This is a genomic window from Nocardia sp. NPDC005366 (genome assembly GCF_040606855.1).
GTDB lineage: Bacteria > Actinomycetota > Actinomycetes > Mycobacteriales > Mycobacteriaceae > Nocardia.
On the sequence record NZ_JBEXFQ010000024.1, the window covers coordinates 41,975 to 58,131 of the forward strand.

Annotated in this window: 18 protein-coding genes and 1 pseudogene; 13 read left to right on the forward strand and 6 right to left on the reverse strand. The window is 68.2% G+C overall.

Annotated features, from left to right (window positions below):
• The first annotated feature begins 6 nt into the window (after positions 1-6).
• Complete coding sequence (locus ABZS43_RS24930; RefSeq protein WP_355038366.1) at positions 7-1,293, forward strand: VWA domain-containing protein; 1,287 nt, start codon at positions 7-9, stop codon at positions 1,291-1,293.
• Positions 1,294-1,298: 5 nt separating this feature from the next.
• The gene (locus ABZS43_RS24935) at positions 1,299-1,994 is read left to right on the forward strand and encodes an FHA domain-containing protein (protein WP_355038367.1); all 696 of its coding nucleotides are present in this window, start codon (positions 1,299-1,301) and stop codon (positions 1,992-1,994) included.
• Positions 1,995-2,009: 15 nt separating this feature from the next.
• On the opposite strand, the gene ABZS43_RS24940 is transcribed toward ABZS43_RS24935, so the two are convergent.
• Positions 2,010-2,729 (reverse strand): MerR family transcriptional regulator, encoded by a 720-nt coding sequence (locus ABZS43_RS24940; RefSeq protein WP_355038368.1) that lies wholly within the window; start codon positions 2,727-2,729, stop codon positions 2,010-2,012.
• A 114-nt stretch (positions 2,730-2,843) separates the two neighbouring features.
• Between ABZS43_RS24940 and ABZS43_RS24945 the strand changes: the two genes are divergently transcribed.
• Positions 2,844-4,061, forward strand: coding sequence for an erythromycin esterase family protein (locus tag ABZS43_RS24945; protein WP_355038369.1), 1,218 nt, complete (start codon positions 2,844-2,846; stop codon positions 4,059-4,061).
• Here the strand turns inward: ABZS43_RS24945 and ABZS43_RS24950 are convergent, their stop codons facing one another.
• The 3 genes from ABZS43_RS24950 to ABZS43_RS24960 all read right to left on the reverse strand — a co-directional run bounded on the left by ABZS43_RS24950 (position 4,062) and on the right by ABZS43_RS24960 (position 5,806).
• The gene (locus ABZS43_RS24950; RefSeq protein WP_355038370.1) at positions 4,062-5,048 is read right to left on the reverse strand and encodes a glycosyltransferase family 9 protein; all 987 of its coding nucleotides are present in this window, start codon (positions 5,046-5,048) and stop codon (positions 4,062-4,064) included.
• A complete protein-coding gene (locus ABZS43_RS24955; RefSeq protein WP_355038371.1) occupies positions 5,045-5,353 on the reverse strand; it encodes a hypothetical protein in 309 nt (102 codons plus the stop codon). The genes ABZS43_RS24950 and ABZS43_RS24955 overlap by 4 nt, the downstream gene beginning before the upstream one ends.
• 168 nt (positions 5,354-5,521) lie before the next feature.
• Entirely contained in the window at positions 5,522-5,806 is a 285-nt protein-coding gene (locus ABZS43_RS24960; RefSeq protein ID WP_355038372.1) for a hypothetical protein, read from the reverse strand.
• A gap of 111 nt (positions 5,807-5,917) precedes the next feature.
• On the opposite strand from ABZS43_RS24960, the gene ABZS43_RS24965 reads away from it, so the two are divergent.
• Complete coding sequence (locus ABZS43_RS24965) at positions 5,918-7,099, forward strand: MFS transporter (RefSeq protein WP_355038373.1); 1,182 nt, start codon at positions 5,918-5,920, stop codon at positions 7,097-7,099.
• Here ABZS43_RS24965 and ABZS43_RS24970 read toward each other — a convergent pair.
• Entirely contained in the window at positions 7,059-8,297 is a 1,239-nt protein-coding gene (locus tag ABZS43_RS24970; protein ID WP_355038374.1) for a glycosyltransferase, read from the reverse strand. The two genes, ABZS43_RS24965 and ABZS43_RS24970, sit on opposite strands and share 41 nt — an antisense overlap.
• Before the next feature lie 187 nt (positions 8,298-8,484).
• On the opposite strand from ABZS43_RS24970, the gene ABZS43_RS24975 reads away from it, so the two are divergent.
• The 9 genes and pseudogenes from ABZS43_RS24975 to ABZS43_RS25015 all read left to right on the forward strand — a co-directional run.
• A complete protein-coding gene (locus ABZS43_RS24975) occupies positions 8,485-8,898 on the forward strand; it encodes an STAS domain-containing protein (RefSeq protein ID WP_355038375.1) in 414 nt (137 codons plus the stop codon).
• A 138-nt stretch (positions 8,899-9,036) separates the two neighbouring features.
• Positions 9,037-9,462 (forward strand): anti-sigma factor, encoded by a 426-nt coding sequence (locus ABZS43_RS24980; protein WP_355038376.1) that lies wholly within the window; start codon positions 9,037-9,039, stop codon positions 9,460-9,462.
• A gap of 4 nt (positions 9,463-9,466) precedes the next feature.
• On the forward strand, positions 9,467-10,252 hold the full coding sequence (locus ABZS43_RS24985; RefSeq protein WP_355038377.1) for an RNA polymerase sigma factor SigF: 786 nt from the start codon (positions 9,467-9,469) through the stop codon (positions 10,250-10,252).
• A 697-nt stretch (positions 10,253-10,949) separates the two neighbouring features.
• Positions 10,950-11,156: a hypothetical protein gene (locus ABZS43_RS24990; protein ID WP_355038378.1), complete on the forward strand. Its 207-nt coding sequence runs from the start codon at positions 10,950-10,952 to the stop codon at positions 11,154-11,156.
• A 248-nt stretch (positions 11,157-11,404) separates the two neighbouring features.
• The gene (locus ABZS43_RS24995) at positions 11,405-12,118 is read left to right on the forward strand and encodes a response regulator transcription factor (RefSeq protein WP_355038379.1); all 714 of its coding nucleotides are present in this window, start codon (positions 11,405-11,407) and stop codon (positions 12,116-12,118) included.
• Positions 12,119-12,287: 169 nt separating this feature from the next.
• Positions 12,288-12,812: a diaminobutyrate acetyltransferase gene (ectA, locus tag ABZS43_RS25000; RefSeq protein WP_355038380.1), complete on the forward strand. Its 525-nt coding sequence runs from the start codon at positions 12,288-12,290 to the stop codon at positions 12,810-12,812.
• Positions 12,809-14,119, forward strand: a complete 1,311-nt coding sequence (ectB, locus tag ABZS43_RS25005; RefSeq protein WP_355038381.1) for a diaminobutyrate--2-oxoglutarate transaminase — start codon at positions 12,809-12,811, stop codon at positions 14,117-14,119. The genes ectA and ectB overlap by 4 nt, the downstream gene beginning before the upstream one ends.
• Positions 14,116-14,511, forward strand: a complete 396-nt coding sequence (locus tag ABZS43_RS25010) for an ectoine synthase (protein ID WP_355038382.1) — start codon at positions 14,116-14,118, stop codon at positions 14,509-14,511. The genes ectB and ABZS43_RS25010 overlap by 4 nt, the downstream gene beginning before the upstream one ends.
• 3 nt (positions 14,512-14,514) lie before the next feature.
• Positions 14,515-14,838, forward strand: a pseudogene (locus tag ABZS43_RS25015) (hypothetical protein); the annotation flags it as partial.
• Between the two features lie 126 nt (positions 14,839-14,964).
• Here the strand turns inward: ABZS43_RS25015 and ABZS43_RS25020 are convergent.
• Positions 14,965-16,110 carry an epoxide hydrolase family protein gene (locus tag ABZS43_RS25020; protein WP_355038383.1) on the reverse strand — a complete coding sequence of 382 codons (1,146 nt, stop codon included), beginning with the start codon at positions 16,108-16,110 and terminating at the stop codon, positions 14,965-14,967.
• Positions 16,111-16,157: the final 47 nt, after the last annotated feature.

The following is a 16,157-nucleotide window of genomic DNA, read 5'->3' on the forward strand; positions in this document are numbered from 1 at the left end:
AGTACTGTGAGTTCTGTTGCGGAAAACGGCATTTCGGTGGCCGTGGACCAGAACGAATACTTGGCCGACGGCGCGGGCACCGTCGACGCCGTTGTCACCATCGAGACCGGCGCCGAATTCGTCGCGACCGGACAGCCCCCCGAACGGGTGGAAATCCTGATCATCGACTGTTCGGGGTCGATGGGGACCGGCGGGAAATTCGACGGCGCCCGCACCGCCACCCTCGCCGCGTTGGACGTGCTGCCCGACGGCACCCGTTTCGCGATCGTGCAGGGCACATCGATGGCGAAGTTGATCTATCCCACCCATGTACCCTCGGTGCCCGCTGACCGCGAGACCCGCGCGGCGGCGCGCCAGCACCTGCAGAAGTTGCGTCCCACCGGCGGCACCGCGATGGGCACGTGGCTCGGCCTTGCCAGGCAACTGGCGAAGAAGCACGAGGGTGCGATGGTGCACGCCATCCTGCTCACCGACGGCAAGAACGAGCACGAGGATCCGGCGACCCTGGCCGCGGAGATCGAGCAGTCCGAGGGCGCGTTCACCTGTGACTGCCGCGGTGTCGGAACCGACTGGCGGGTAGAGGAATTGCGCGCCATCGCCTCCGCGCTGCACGGAACGGTCGATATCGTCGCCGATCCGGCTCGACTCGCCGAGGATTTCGCCGCGATGGCGCGGTCATCGATGGCGAAGGCGATCCCGGAACTCACTCTGCGCGTGTGGACGCCCGCGGGTGCGGCGGTCCGTTTCGTGAAACAGGTCGCGCCGACCATCGAGGATCTCACGGGCCGGCGCACCGAGGTGGGCGGGCAGGTGGGGGAGTACCCGCTGGGCGCGTGGGGAGCGGAGGAACGCGACTACCACGTGCAGGTGCGGGTGGAACCCGCCGCACCCGGTCGGGAGAAACTCGCCGCCAGGGTCAGCGTGGTCGCGGGCGAGGAAGTCGTCGGTCAGGGGTTGGTGCGCGCGGTGTGGACCACCGAAACCGATCTGTCGGCCCGGATCAGCAGGCGGGTAGCGCATTACACCGGTCAGGCCGAACTGGCGCAGGCCGTGCGGGAGGGTTTGGCGGCCCGCAATTCCGGCGATGCCGAAACCGCGACGGCGAAATTGCGCCGCGCGGTGGAACTGGCGGCGGAATCGGGTAACGAGAGCACGGCGAAATTGTTGCGCGGCGTGGTGGAGGTGGACGAGCACAATGGCACGGTGCGTCTGCGCGCGTCCGTGAACGCCGCCGACGAGATGGCCCTCGACGCCCGCTCCACGAAGACCAAACGGGTCCGCAAGGAGGGGTGAGACAGATGGTTACCTGCCCGGACGGGCATCGTTCACTGGCCACCGACTATTGCGATGTGTGCGGTTCGCCGATCGAGGGCCCGGCCACCGGCGTGGCGCTGTGCCCGTCGTGCCGCCAGCCCAGCAGCGGCCGATTCTGCGAAGCCTGCGGCCACGACTCGGCGCTCGGCGCGAGCGGGGAGCCGCTACCGTCGGTCGGCGACGCGCGACCGACGGTCGTGGAGCGCGCACCCGACCCCTCCACGGTGCCCGAGAATCCGCCGGTGATCGCGACCGTGACGGAAGTGCGTCACATCGCCTGGATCGCGACCATCACCGCCGATCGCGAATTCTATGACCGGGTGGTGGCACGCGAGGGCCCCGACACCGACCGGGTCGATTTCCCGAGCTACTTCCCGCAGCGACGAATCACGTTGCGCGGCACCGATATCCTCATCGGAAAGCGCAGCGTGTCCCAAGGGGTGCAACCCGATATCGACCTCGGCCTCGCCCCCGCGGACGCCGGGGTGTCCCGCGCGCACGCCATGTTGCGACTGACCCCGACCGCGCTGACGATCACCGATCTCGGTTCCACCAACGGCACCAGTCTCAACGGAAGCGACGATCTGATCCCCGCCGACACCCCGGTCCCGCTGCGCAGCGGCGACCGGATCCACCTGGGCGCGTGGACAACCATCACCCTGTCCACCGAACCGGGCTGACGCGCATCGCCTCGGCTACCTCTCGCCCGCTGCACTCGGCTCCGTCTGATCGAGCATGGTGAGGTAGGTGTCGAGCTGGGCCGCGCCGGCGAGCAGGTTACGGCTGCGCGTGCTCAGCCGGTCCTGCCAGGAGTCGAGGAAGGCGCTCAACGCGTCCGCCCCGCCCGCCTCGCGCAGCGAATCGAGGAACTGGGCGACCTGGGGCAGCGGGTAGCCGCCCTGGCGCAACTGCCGTGCGATCTCGGCGTCGCGCACACAGTCCGGTCCGTATTCGCGATAGCCCGTTGCCCGCTCGCGTACGGGGTGCAGGATGCCCTGGGTCTCCCAGGTGCGCAGCGTGGCCGGGTGCAGGCCGAGTCGGCGCGCGAGTTCGCCCACGGTCAGCGGTCGACCATGGACAGGGGTCGGTGCCGTGCTGGACAGGGCGCCGAGGGCCGTTGCGACCTCGGCACGGGTATCGCGCTCGGCGAGCAGCGCGATGTGTGCGGCATCGATGAGCCGGTAGACGGACTCGGTGTCGCCGCGGTTGACCGCGCGCATGATTTCCACTGCCCGCTGGTGCCGGTGGCCACCGCGCAACGCGAGGAAGGCGCGCAGAGCCTGCGCGTGCAGGGGAGTGTAGCGCCGGTAGCCGGTCTCGCTGCGTGCGGTCGGCGGGAGGACGCCCGCGTCGTCGTAGTTACGGATCGCCTGTGTGGACAACCCGTGTTCCCTGGCGAGGTCGATGGGTCGCAACGTTCACCTCCGATTGAGACTTGACTGCGTTCAGCCCCAGGTAGACATCGCTCGAGCCTCACTCGGATCTTCAACGATACGGTCGAGAGTAATGCAATTCCGGAAGGGGTGTTCATGTCTTCTGCCGTATCACCGCGTGAGATCGGCCGCCAACTCGACGACCCGGCAAGCCTGGGCCGCGCCGTCGATGAGCTGCTCGCCGCACGGACCGAGCCACCGGCTCTGCTCGCCCTCGGCGAGCCGACACACGGGATCGAGGCGTTCCCGTCGCTGCGCAACGAACTACTCGGCCACCTCGTCGAACGGGGGTATCGGTCGATCGTGTTGGAGACCGATTTCTTCGCCGCGTCTGTTGTCGACGACTATGTGGGCGGGGCGACGGCGGAGATCGACACGGTGCTCGCGACCGGGTTCAGCCACGGGTTCGGCGCCGTGCCGGGCAACCGTGAACTCGTCGAATGGCTCCGCGCGCACAACGCGGGCCGCGCGCCGCGGGATCGGGTTCGCTTCTACGGCTGCGACGCGCCGGTGGAGTACTCCGGCGCACCGAGCCCGCGACGCGCACTGTCCTGGGCTAATGACTACCTGCCCGTTGCGCTGCGGCCCGGATCGGTCCGCGACCTCGAGGTATTGCTCGGCGAGGACACGGACTGGACGAACCAGGCGGCCATGTTCGACCCGGCGGCGTCCATCGGCGCCTCCGACCGCGCGCACGCCCTGCGTATCGTCGCCGACGACCTCGCCAGCGCGCTACACCGCGCGGCACCGGCCCTGCGCCCCGCCGACCCGACCGGCTACGACCACGCCGTCGCGCACGCGCGCACCGCACAGGGCCTGTTTCGCTATCACGCGGCCATGGCCGACCCAGCACCCGATCGCATAGCGACCCTGCTCAGCCTGCGCGCCGAGATGATGGCCGAGAACCTGCTCGCGATCCTCGCGCAAGAGCGGCGACGCGGGCCAAGCCTGGTGTTCGCGCACAACGAGCACCTGCGGCGCGCGCAATCCCACGCGCGGGTCGGCGCGGACGACGGGAACTGGTGCAGCGCTGGCGCGCTCGTCGGACTCACCCTCGGTGAGCGCTATGTGTTCCTGGCGACCGACGCCAACCCCGCCAGCGATCCGGGCACCCTTCAAGGCGTGTTGGCCGAGGCGACCACGCGACGCGCGCTGTTCCCGACACCGGCTCTGCGCGCCGCGCTCGCCCCGTCGATCGGCACGGGCACACCGATAGTGCCCGGCCACATCCCGCTCGAACCGGCAGACTTGGACGGCGCCGACGCGGTCATCTTCATCGCCGACACCGACGGAAAACGGCATCAGTACTGGTGACTATCCGCGAACCGATTCCGTGACACCGGAATACGCCGCCTCCCGCTGGACCCCGAGGAGTTGCCGTTCGGCGGCGTCGATCACCTCGATCGCGGTGATCGACAGCAACCCCGGATCCGGCTCCGTGGACCGCACGTCACCGGCTCGGCCCGACCACAGGGCGATATGGGCCATACGCTCCGGCGGCGGCCCGGACAGCTCCGGCGGGGTCGGGCCGAAGATCAGCACCGACCGGGTTCCGAAGGCGGTGGCGAGATGACCGACGCCGGTATCGCCACCGATCACCAGCGCCGCCCCCGCCACCGTCGCGGCCAGTTGACCGAGCGTGAGTTCGCCTGCGACGACCGCGCTTTCCGGTAGGCCCGCGTGTTCGGCGACATAGCGCGCCAGCGGCGCCTCGGCGGCGGTGCCGGTGATCACGACCCGATACCCGGCGGTGTGCAGATGGGCGGCGACCAGCGCGAAACGTTCGGCCGGCCATCGCCGCGCGGGCGAGGCGCCCGGGTGGATCACGACGTGGGTGCGCGCGCCGAGCGATTCCTCGGGCGCCGCCAGCGCGAGGTCGGTCGGATCAGCGGGGATTCCCGCCGACTCCAGCAGCCGACACCAGCGCGCCGTCTCGTGGATGTGGCTCGCCCACAGCGGACCGCGTACCTGCGGATAGTCCGGGTTGCGGTAGCTGATCAACTGGGCGGGCTCGGTGCCGAGCAGGTCGGTGATCGCCTCGGACCCCGGGGCGTGCAGATTCACCGCAGAGGTGGGCGGCGGGGCATTCCAACGCAGATCACCCACGAGGGGTGTCGCGTGCAGTTCGTCCACGCAGCCCGACAAATCCACGATCGGCCGTAGCCAGCCGGGAGCGGCGAGAACCAGGTGATGGTGTGGTCGGGCGGCGCGCACCGCACGTAACGCCGGCAGCGCGGTGAGCAGACCACCGAGGCCGCGCGCACGCAGGATCAGGGTGACAGCCGTCGTCGGTCCCCTCATTTGGGCACCAGGATGCCGGTCAGATCCGCCTCGCGGATGGGGGTGTCCGGATTGGCTTGGGCCGAGCACATCAACTGGATCGCGGCCAGGGACGCGTCGACCGCCTGCTGGCTCGGCGCCTCGTCGCCGCTACTCTCCTGTTCCAGGAATTTGGTGACGGTCACCCTCCGCTTGTCCTGATCCTGGGCGACGAATTCGCTGCACGGGGTGTCGCCGCCCTTGTTGACGGCCTTCTCGGCCTCGTCGCATCCGGTGACGGATAACGCCACGGCGACGGCCGCGATGGCCAGTAGGCTCGGTCTCATGTGAATCTCCTGCTGCTGCATCTGTTTCCGGACGACTCGGGGGCCAGAATCCCGGGAGTCCGGAAGCCGGGTCGGGGATATCGAGCGCGCTGAGCGCACGGTCTCGCATCCTTTCGGCGCCTATAGCGGCGTTATTTCCGATCGGATACCCCGCGCGGTGATCGACAATCAGTGGCCGTGGTCGTCGAATTGCCGCTGATCTTGGTTCTTCTGAACGCGCCGATGTTCGGCCCAGACGAGAAGGACGCCGCCGGCGAGGCACAGCACTGCGACGATCGCGCCGATCACGGCCCACCCCGCGAACCCGTAACCGGCGGCGGTCAGCGTCAGCGCGATGGCGACGATGCCGGCCGCGGCGAGGAACATGCCCGGCCAATTCCGGGTGTCTTCGATCGATTCCCCCGCGTGTGTGCGTGTGGTCCGGGTGTAGTCCGGAAAATTCTCCTCGGTCACGATGCCCTCCTCGGTGGTGGCATAGTCGAACTGGGTCGGTCCCCGACATACCCTCGATCCGGCCGCGCAATCACCGGATGGCGCCGACTCGTCCACAGATGGGGTGCCGTAATGGCCGTTCCTGCCGAAATCCTCACCATCCCGCCCCGCCGACAGATGTGGCCGCTGTACGCGGCGGGCTTCACGACCGCGTTCGGTGCGCACGGCATCGCCGCGAACCTGGGTTCGCAGACCGGTGACCTGCGCGGTTCGCTGCTGTACCTGGGCGTGTTGCTGGCACTGTACGACGGCGCCGAGGTCGTGCTGAAACCGGTGTTCGGCTCGATCGCGGACCGGGTCGGCGCCCGGCCGGTATTGATCGGAGGGCTGGTCGCATTCGCCGCCGCCTCCGCGCTGTTCGTCGTGGTCGACGACCCCGGCTGGCTGTGGCCGGCCCGACTCGGCCAGGGCGCGGGCGCGTCCGCGTTCTCACCCGCCGCCAGCGCCCTGCTCGCCCGCATGCACCCGAAAGTCAAGCAGGGCAGTGCATTCGGCAGCTACGGATTCTACAAGAGCATCGGCTACACCCTGGGTCCGCTCCTCGGCGGTGCCGTCGTCTGGGCAGGCGGTCTGTCGCTGCTGTTCGCGGTCATGACGGCCATCGCGGTCACGGTGGCGGTCTGGGCGGCGTGCGCGGTCCCGTCGGTTCCCCCGCTACCACGCGCCAGGCAGACCCTGGTGGATCTGGCGCGGCGACTGTCGGAGGGATCGTTCCTGCGGCCGACCGCCGCACTCGCCGCGGCGACTGCCGCCCTGTCGGTCGGTGTCGGATTCCTGCCCGTATCGGGGGCGGCCGCCGGTCTCGGACCGGTGGTCACCGGCGCGGCTGTCTCGGTCCTCGCGGCGTGCGCCGCGCTGGTACAGCCGCGGGCGGGGCGGGCGTTGGACGCGCGGCGACTTCACGCCCGCACGGGTATCGCCGCCGGGCTGGTCATCACCGCGGCCGGGCTGGGGGCTGCGATGCTGCCCGGCTTGGCCGGGATATTGCTCGCCGCCCTCGGGATAGGGATCGGCACCGGCCTGATCACACCGCTGGCCTTCGCCGCCCTGGCCGCGTCGACGCCCGCCGAGCGGATGGGGCAGACGATGGGCGCCGCCGAACTCGGCCGCGAACTCGGCGACGCGGGCGGGCCTCTACTTGTCGCCGCTGCCGCCACCGTCGCCACTCTCACCACCGGCTACGCGGTCCTGGCCGTGCTGATCGCGGCGGCCCCTATAGCTGTGGCCCGGCGTGCACGACCTCGCCACCTGTGACGACGTCAGCGGCGCGGTGGGGCGCCGCCCGGTGGTAGGCGTGCAGGGTGGCGGCGGCCACCCGGTCCCAGTTGTAGCCGCGTCGGGCCCGGTCGTCGGCCGCCGCACCCCAGGTTTCGCGCAGAGTCGGATCGTCGAGCAGCGGCCGCACCGCCCGCGCCACCTCGGACGGATCGGGCGCGTGGACGAGCTGCCCGGTCACCCCGTCGACCACGGTGTCACGCATACCGCCCACCGCCGTGGCGACCACGGGCCGGTGGCATGCCATCGCCTCGAGCGGTACCAGGCCGAACGGCTCGAACAACGGCGTGCACAGCACCACGTCGGCGGAGCGGTACAGCCGCGCCATACTCACGTGCGAGACCGGTCCCAATATCTGGAACCGTTCCTGCACACCGTGTTCCACCGCGATACGACGCAATCGCCTTCCCTCTCCGTTGTCATCGATATCGTCGCCGACGGCGCTGCCCGCGAGCACCAGTTCGGTGTCGGGCAGCTCCGAGAGCGCCCGCACCGCGATATCGAATCCCTTGCGCCGCAACAGTCGCCCAGCCGACAGCAGCCGGTGCCCGGCGCCCCGGCTCGCGCTACCGCCGGTGCCGGTGAAGGCGCCGGTATCGACACCGCCTGGCACCACGGAGGTACGCGAGCGCGGCACGCCCATGCGGACGAGTTCAGCGGCCTCGTCGGAACAACTGGCCAGCACATGGGCGGCGCGCAGGGCGATGAGTCGTTCGAACCGGATCCGCGATCGCGGGCTGGTATCGGCCAACCCCTGGTATCGCCGCCGCACCGTGCCGAGTCCGTGGAAGGACACGATCACCGGCAACCGGTGCGAGCGCGCCGCCAATTCCGCCGCCAGCGCGGAACTCCAGTAGTGGGCGTGCACCAGATCCGCCGGGTGCAACGACCAGTGCCTGCGCAGGAAGGTCCCGAACTCGCCCAGATGCGGCAGGATCTGATCGCGCGGCAGCGGCGCGGCCGGTCCCGCGGGCACGTGCACGACGATATATCCCTCGCGGGTCACCACCTCTGTCCTGGTATGCGGATCATCGCGGCGGGTGTACACCGTCACCTGGTGCCCGGCCCGCACCAACGCCGCCGACAGCGCGGCCACATGGACATTGCGGCCACCTGCCTCGGGACTGCTGGGCTCGGCGAGCGGGCTGGCGTGGGCGGACACCATGGCGATTCTCACGGCTGACTCCGTTCTGTTCCGGCCCGTCCCGAGCCGCGTGCGGCATGTGCCCGTTATGCCCGGGGGCGGGTGCCCGCAAACACCGAGGCCCCGCTTCGGCAGGACGCGGGGTGGGCAGGTGCTCGGTCCTCGTGCCACACTGGGGGGAGGTTGAGACGACAGCCGCCCCCTTCCCGGGAGGTATGTCATGTCCGTAGAACCCTTGCTGCGCGTCCATCTCGCTGCGGCGCGCCCCAACGGGTCGAGTCCACCGAATCGCCGTCGCCGAATGTGGAGTCGACGTGTCGATCGGCGCAGGCGCACCGTCGTCGTGCGGGTGGAAGGGGAACTCGACGCGAGCGGCCAACCCGAATTCCGTTCCACTCTCGAGCGGGCGGTGCGGGAACCCTGCCGGGCCGTCGTCGTCGATCTGCGCGCTACCCGGTTCCTTGGAATCCGTTGCGCGGCAACAATTCTCGAAGTGGCGAAGCGTGCGTCGGGTCAGGGCGTCGCCGTTCGGGTCGTAACCGGAGCACCCGCTGTGGAACGTGCGCTCGAGATCACCGGCGTGCGTTCACGCTGTGGCCGCCACCCATCCATGCGGGCGGCGCTGGACGGGTAGCGGGCGGTGATCGACCGCTCGGTTTCGGCCTTCGCCCACCGGGTAAGCGCACTCCAGAGGAAAGCTGCGGTCGCTCGACTTCAGCTGCCGCCGGCAGCTCATGACCGCCCCGTACCGGCGGCGCGAGACAAGGTGGTGATGGGCATGGGGGACTGGGCTTCCCGATCCTCGACGACAACGACGACGGTGGCGGTGCGAGTACCCGCGCAGCTCGAACAACTGATCATGGTCCGCGCGCTGGCCGAGACCATTTCGCTCATCGCCGATTTCGCGTTGGACGAGGTGACCGATATCCGGCTGGCACTGGACGAGGTGGCGACCTCGCTGATGCTGGACGCCGCGCCGGGCACGAATCTGGAATGCCAGTTCAGCTACGACGACAACCGGATGTTCGTGCACGTGTCGTCGGTGGCGACGTCGGAAACGGCGATGGGCAGGGACGGATTCGGTTGGCATATCGTCCGGACGCTGACCGATTCGATCGCCGCGGTGCAGCGTCCCTACGACAGCGCGATCGGCGGATATCCCACCCTGGTCGATTTCAGTTGGGTGCGCGCGGGGTAGAACGATGGCAGGTATTTCCAGATCGCCCGGGGACAGCTACGACAATATCGAGCCGCTTCTGGAGAAGGTGGCGTCCTTGGCGGCCGACGATCCGCGCCGCGCGGTGCTGCGCGACGAAGTGATCGAGCGGTGCCTGCCGCTGGCCGAACATATCGCCCGCAAATTCGCCGGGCGCGGCGAGATGTTCGATGATCTGCTCCAGGTCGCACGCCTGGGTTTGGTGCAGGCCGTCGACCGCTTCGATGTGACGCGCGGTTCCTCTTTTCTCGCGTTCGCGGTGCCGACCGTCATGGGTGAGGTGCGCAGACATTTCCGCGACCACACCTGGGCGGTGCGAGTTCCCCGGCGCACCAAGGAAATCCAGCTCGGAATCGGCCCCGTGGTGGAGATGTTGTCGCAGCGGCTCGGCCGTGGGCCGCGCGCCAGGGAGATCGCCGCCGAACTCGGGGTCGATCTGGCCGAGGTCACCCAGGCCTTGATCGCGGGCAACGCCTATCAGGCCGCCTCCATCGACACGGTCACCGGCGACGACACCGAGGCCAGCGCGCTGCCGTTACTGGACAACCTGGGCGTCGAGGAGCCCTCGTTCCATCTCATCGAGGACTATTTGGCGGTGCGGCCGTTGATCGAGGCATTGCCCGAGCGTGAACGCCGCGTGCTGATCATGCGATTCTTCGAATCCAAGACGCAGTCCCAGATCGCCGAATCGCTGGGGGTTTCGCAGATGCACATTTCCCGCATCCTGTCGGGGACCCTGCAATCGCTGCGCGAGCAGGTGTTGCGGGACTGATCCCGGGCCGGTCCCGCGCGGGGGAAGTCAGTGCAGATCGGGCGGCGTCGGATCGGTGGGTCCGGGCACCGGGGGCAACGGCCGATTCGGTGTCGGCCCCGGCACCGGCCTGCCCGGTTCTGGCCTGGGATGGGGGACCGGTTCGGGAACAGGCGGCACCGGCGAGGGATCCGGTTGCGGAAAAGGTTCCGGGGAAGGGGCCGGATCGGGTTCGGGGATCGGTGGCACCGGATCGGGGATCGGTGGCGCCGGTTCCGGTCGATCACCAGAGTTCGTGGCGGAACTGTGCATATCGATCATGTATTGCGGGTACCCCGCGGCCCATGGGCAAACCACAGGAAGCCCCCGGTTCCCCGATCCGAGTCCCCGCGCGGCGCGGCTCAGATCGGCGCGGCTCAGATCACAGTCGACGCCGCGTTTGCCCGCGTGAACCGTCGGGTACGCCATCACCAACCGGACATCCGACGTTCACGGCTCAGGGAGGGGCGTCATGAACTATCAGCGACGACCGAGTACCCGGTCTCCACTTCCCGGGTCGGGCCGCGCACGGTCGCTACCCACCAGCCAGGATCCCGACTCGCCAGGTGCTAGATCGCAGTACGCCGAAAGAGCGCCGCGCACGGTCCAGACCAATGTCACCCGCAATCACGAGGTGATCCGGCGCTGGGCCGAGCAGCGCGGCGCACGACCGGCCACGATGCCTGGCAGCGAATACAACGGTCATCTCGGAGTGCTTCGCTTCGATTTCCCCGGTTACGGCGGGGCGGTTCTGCGCCCGGTGGACTGGGAGGAGTGGTTCGCCACCTTCGACGAGCGCGGGCTCGAGTTCCGCTACCAGGATCAGCGCGCCGACGGCAGCCGCAGCAATTTCAACCGTTTGGAAAGTCCGCCGGACCGGTCCTGACCGCCCCGGCCCGCTGCCCCCGCGCGAAACGCGCGGGGGCAGCGCCGTCGTGTCCGAGGACAGCAGCGCGCCGACCTGCGACGAAATGTGACGTTTACCGAAAGGTAGGTTCGGGTATTCCGGCGCTTGGCAAGTTTGGCAGGAAGGCGGAATGTCGCGTCGGCACGGGGATGCGATTCTCCGCAGGGGTCGCGCGTCCGCGTGTGTGTTACCGGGATGAGGACGAGGGTGCGCAGCGAGGTGTGGTCATGACGACGAATCTGATGATCGTGGACGACGACGCCGAGGTGCGCGGAGCCTTGCGCTCGGCCATGGAGGACGAGGGCTACGAAGTATCCGAAGCCGAGGAGGCCGAGGACGCGCTCACCCATTTGCGCAGCAACGGTGCCCCGGATGTGATGATCGTCGAGTTGATGCTCGGCGATATGGACGGTTTCGACTGCATTCGCGAGATCCGGCGCGACCACGACGTGCCGATCATCGTGATCAGTTCCCGCGACGACACCCACGACGTGGTGGCCGCGCTGGAGGCGGGCGCCGACGACTACGTCACCAAACCGTTCGAGATCAAGGAGATCTCGGCGCGGATGCGCGCATTGCGTCGCCGCGCCCGCCTCACCGCGGAACGCGAAACCTCGGCCAGGGAACTGCTCCTCGACGCCCACCCCGATGCCCCGCTCGTCCTCGATCGCGACGGCGGCGCGGTGCGCCGCGGCGACGAGGAGATCCGTCTCACCATCACCGAATTCCGATTGCTGTGTGAACTCGCGGAAACCCCGGGCCGGGTATTGAGCCGTGCGGTGCTGCTCGAACGGATATGGGACGACAATTTCTTCGGCGACGAACGCATCGTCGACGTCCATATGCGTCGGCTGCGCACCAAAATCGAGCTCGACCCGTCCAGTCCGTCGATTGTCGTCACCGTGCGCGGACTCGGCTATCGGCTCGATATTCGCCGCTGACCCCGAATTCGCCGACCGCGCGGATTCAAACGTCGCACGCGTCACAAAAAATGGCCGACTGCCTGCGGATGTGATCTGTTCGTAATACAACCGTAAAGAGATCGACTACTTCACCTCAAAGTTGCCGGGCAAACCTGGATAAGTACTGCAGACCCGACCTGGGAGTTGTATGTCACTACCAACTTTGTCCGATCGGCTCGCCACCACGGTGCTGCGACCCCCACGGGTCGGCGACGGCGCCCAGATATGGCGGATCGCGAAGGATTCACATGTTCTCGACGTGAATTCCAGCTACGCCTACCTGCTGTGGTGCCGGGATTTCGCGGGCACCTCCGTGGTCGCCGAAGTAGACGGCAGGGTGGCGGGTTTCGTCATCGGCTATCTCCGTCCCCGTGATCCGGAGACCGTTTTCGTCTGGCAGGTGGCGGTCGACCGCTCCCAGCGGGGGCGAGGCACCGGTACCGCCTTGATCGAGAATTTGCTCGACACCGTCGCCCCGCAAGGTGTTTCGGCGCTCGAAACGACCATCTCGCCGGACAATCCGGCATCGATCGCGATGTTCGCCTCGGTGGCCCGCCGCCGTGGCAACACCATGACACGGCAGCCGCTGTTCGATCCGGGCGCTTTCCCGGACCGCCACGTCGCCGAGGATCTGTACCGCATCGCACCGACCGCTCAGGAGGAACTCCGATGATCACCGCCGAAACCACCGTCTTCGACGAGCTGGAATCGAATGTGCGCGGCTACTGCCGGGCGTGGCCGACGGTATTCACCACCGCCAAGGGCAGCTGGTTGCGCGACGAGGAAGGTAGGGAATACCTCGATTTCTTCGCGGGTGCAGGCGCACTCAATTACGGGCACAACAATCCGGTGCTCAAACAGCCGTTGCTCGATTACCTAGCCGGTGACGGCATCACTCACGGCCTCGATATGTCGACCGCGGCCAAACGCAGGCTGCTCGAGACATTGCGCGACACCCTGTTCGCGCCCCGCGGCCTGGATTACAAGGTGCAATTCCCCGGTCCGACCGGCGCCAACGCGGTCGAGGCAGCGCTGAAATTGGCGCGCAAGATCACCGGGCGCGAGACGGTGCTCAGTTTCACCAACGCCTTCCACGGTATGACTCTTGGCGCGCTCTCGGTGACCGGTAACGCCGCCAAACGCGCGGGCGCGGGCGTGCCCCTGGTACACGCGGCGCACATGCCCTACGACGGCTATTTCGACAACACCACCACCGATTTCCAGTGGATGGAGCGGGTGCTCGATGACACGTCCTCCGGTTTCGACCGTCCCGCCGCCGTGATCGTGGAAACGGTGCAGGGTGAGGGCGGTGTGAATGTGGCGCGCGCGGAATGGCTTCGGCATCTGGCCGGGTTGTGCGCCGAACGCGAGATCCTGTTGATCGTCGACGACGTGCAGATGGGTTGCGGACGCACCGGACCGTTCTTCTCCTTCGAGGTCGCCGGGATCACCCCCGATATCGTGACGCTGTCGAAGTCGATCGGCGGCTACGGTCTGCCGATGGCGCTGGTGTTGTTCAAACCCGAACTCGATCAGTGGGCTCCGGGCGAGCACAACGGCACCTTCCGCGGTAACAACCCGGCCTTCGTCACCGCGCACGCCGCGCTGCAACACTATTGGTCCGACGACGCGCTGCAGATCTCGACCGAGACCAAGGGCGCGCGGATCGCCGAGGCGCTGAGCCAGGCCGCCGATCATTTCCCCGGCATCAGCACGCGCGGGCGCGGACTCGTGCACGGCATCGTCTTCGAGGATCCCTCGCAGGCGGGCAAGGTGTGCCAGGTGGCCTTCGAACGCGGACTGCTGGTGGAAACCTCCGGGTCCAGCGACGAGGTGGTGAAACTACTGCCGCCGCTGACCGTCACCGACGACGAGATCGATCGCGGACTGCAACTGCTCACCAGTTCCATCGAGACGGTGTGCACCGGCTGGGGCCGGTTGCACCATCGCGGCCCGGCGCAGACAGGTGCGCGCGCATGATCGTCCGTACCACCGACGAGATCACCGGCACCGAACGCGATGTCGAGGGCCCCGGCTGGCGCAGCAAGCGCATCGTGCTCGGCGGCGACGGCGTCGGATTCTCTTTCCACGAGACCACCATCGCCGAGGGCACCGAACACCTGTTCCACTACCAGCACCACGTGGAGGCGGTCTGGCTGGTCGAGGGCGAGGGCACTCTCATCGACCTGGACAACGACGTCACCTACGAACTGGCCCCCGGTTCGATGTATCTGCTCGACGGCCACGAACGGCACCGTCTCCTCGCGCGCACCAGAATGCGGATGATGTGCGTGTTCAATCCTCCGGTAACCGGACAGGAGGTCCACGACAGCAACGGCGTCTACCCGCTGGTCGCAGCGCAGGCCGGGTGAGCAATGGTATTGCGGCACATGGCCGATCCGGCCGACCACTATCCGACCCGGCTCGGTGAGCCGGGTCGGCGGGTGCGACGTCGCGATCCCACGGTCTGGGGGACGATCGAATTCCCCGAACTGGCCGGATTCGACGCCGACGGCTTTGCCGCGGTGGAGGATCTGCTGACACCGGCCGAGGTGGCCGAATTCAGCGCCGAGATCCGCCGGGATTCCGCGGTGCGGGCTTCTACTGGCATTTCGGATTTCGAGACCTGGCACGCCGAAGACGGGATGCCCGTGCCGCGCGCGGTCAGTCTGTCCATCGCGTTGACCGACAACTATCCGGTCGCCCCGTTCTCCGCGCCCGCGCCGCGCCCCACCTGAATCGCGGCCAGGGATTTCACCCCCGTAGGCAGTGTGCCGTGCGTGGTCCGTGCGGGTGGGCCACGCACGGCACGGGCGTACAGCGGTTCAGTGCTGATTCAGGGTGCGGAAGAAGGCGCGGATGTCGTCGACGAGGAGATCGGGGGCCTGGAGAGCGGCGAAATGGCCGCCGCGGGGGTATCGGGTCCAGCCGACGATGGTGTTGGAGAGTTCGGCGAGTCCGCGCACGGCGTGGTCGCCGGGGAAGTTGGCGACGGCGGTCGCGACCGGGGACGGCCGGTGTTGCCGACCCCAGACTCGGGCGGCTTCGCGGTAGAGGCGGGCCGCTGATCCCGCGGTGTTGGTGAGCCAGAAGATACTGGTGTCGGTGAGGATGGCGTCCCGGTCGATGGGGGTTTGCTCGGTTCGGGTGGGGTCGTAGTCGACGAACCATTCGAGATTCCAGGCCAGTTGGCCGACCGGAGAATCGTTGAGGGCGTAGGCCACAGTCTGCGGCCGGGTGGACATTTCGGTCGCGTAGCCGGAGCGCCCGTACCACCACATCTGGTTGTCACGGGCCTGTTTGCGGTCGGACTCGGACAGTCCGTCCAGTTCGCCGGGGTGGGTCGGGGTCGCGGCCGAGGCCAGCGCGTTCACGTGGATGCCGAGAACGCGGTCCGGTGCGATACGTCCGAGTTCGGGCGAGATGATGCTGCCGAAATCTCCGCCTTGTGCGCCGTAGTGGTGGTAGCCGAGGCGGCCCATGAGGTCGTCCCAGGCCGACGCGATGCGGCGGATACCCCAACCGCCGGTGCGGGTGGGTCCGGAGAAGGCGAATCCCGGCAGTGACGGCGCGACGACATCGAAGGCGTCGGCAGGGTCGCCGCCATGGGCGCGGGGATCTGTGAGCGGCCCGATGATGTCGAGGAAGTCGTGGACGGTGCTCGGCCAGCCGTGGGTGATGATCAGTGGCGTCGCATCCGGTTCGGGCGAGCGGACATGCAGGAAATGGATGTTCTGGCCGTCGATCTCGGTGGTGAATTGCGGGATCTTGTTCAGGCGCGCTTCGTGTTCGCGCCAGTCGTAGCCGGTGCGCCAGTAGTCGACCAGCGACACGAGGTAGTCCTTGTTCACGCCGTAGGACCATCCGGCATCGGGCAGTTCGTCGGGCCAGCGGGTGCGCGCCAGGCGGTCGTGCAGATCGTCGAGGTCGGCCTGCGGAATGTCGATGCGGAACGGCTCGAGTGAGGTCATGGCCCGTACTGTGCACCCGGTGCAGGACAGGTTCGGTCCGCTACCGC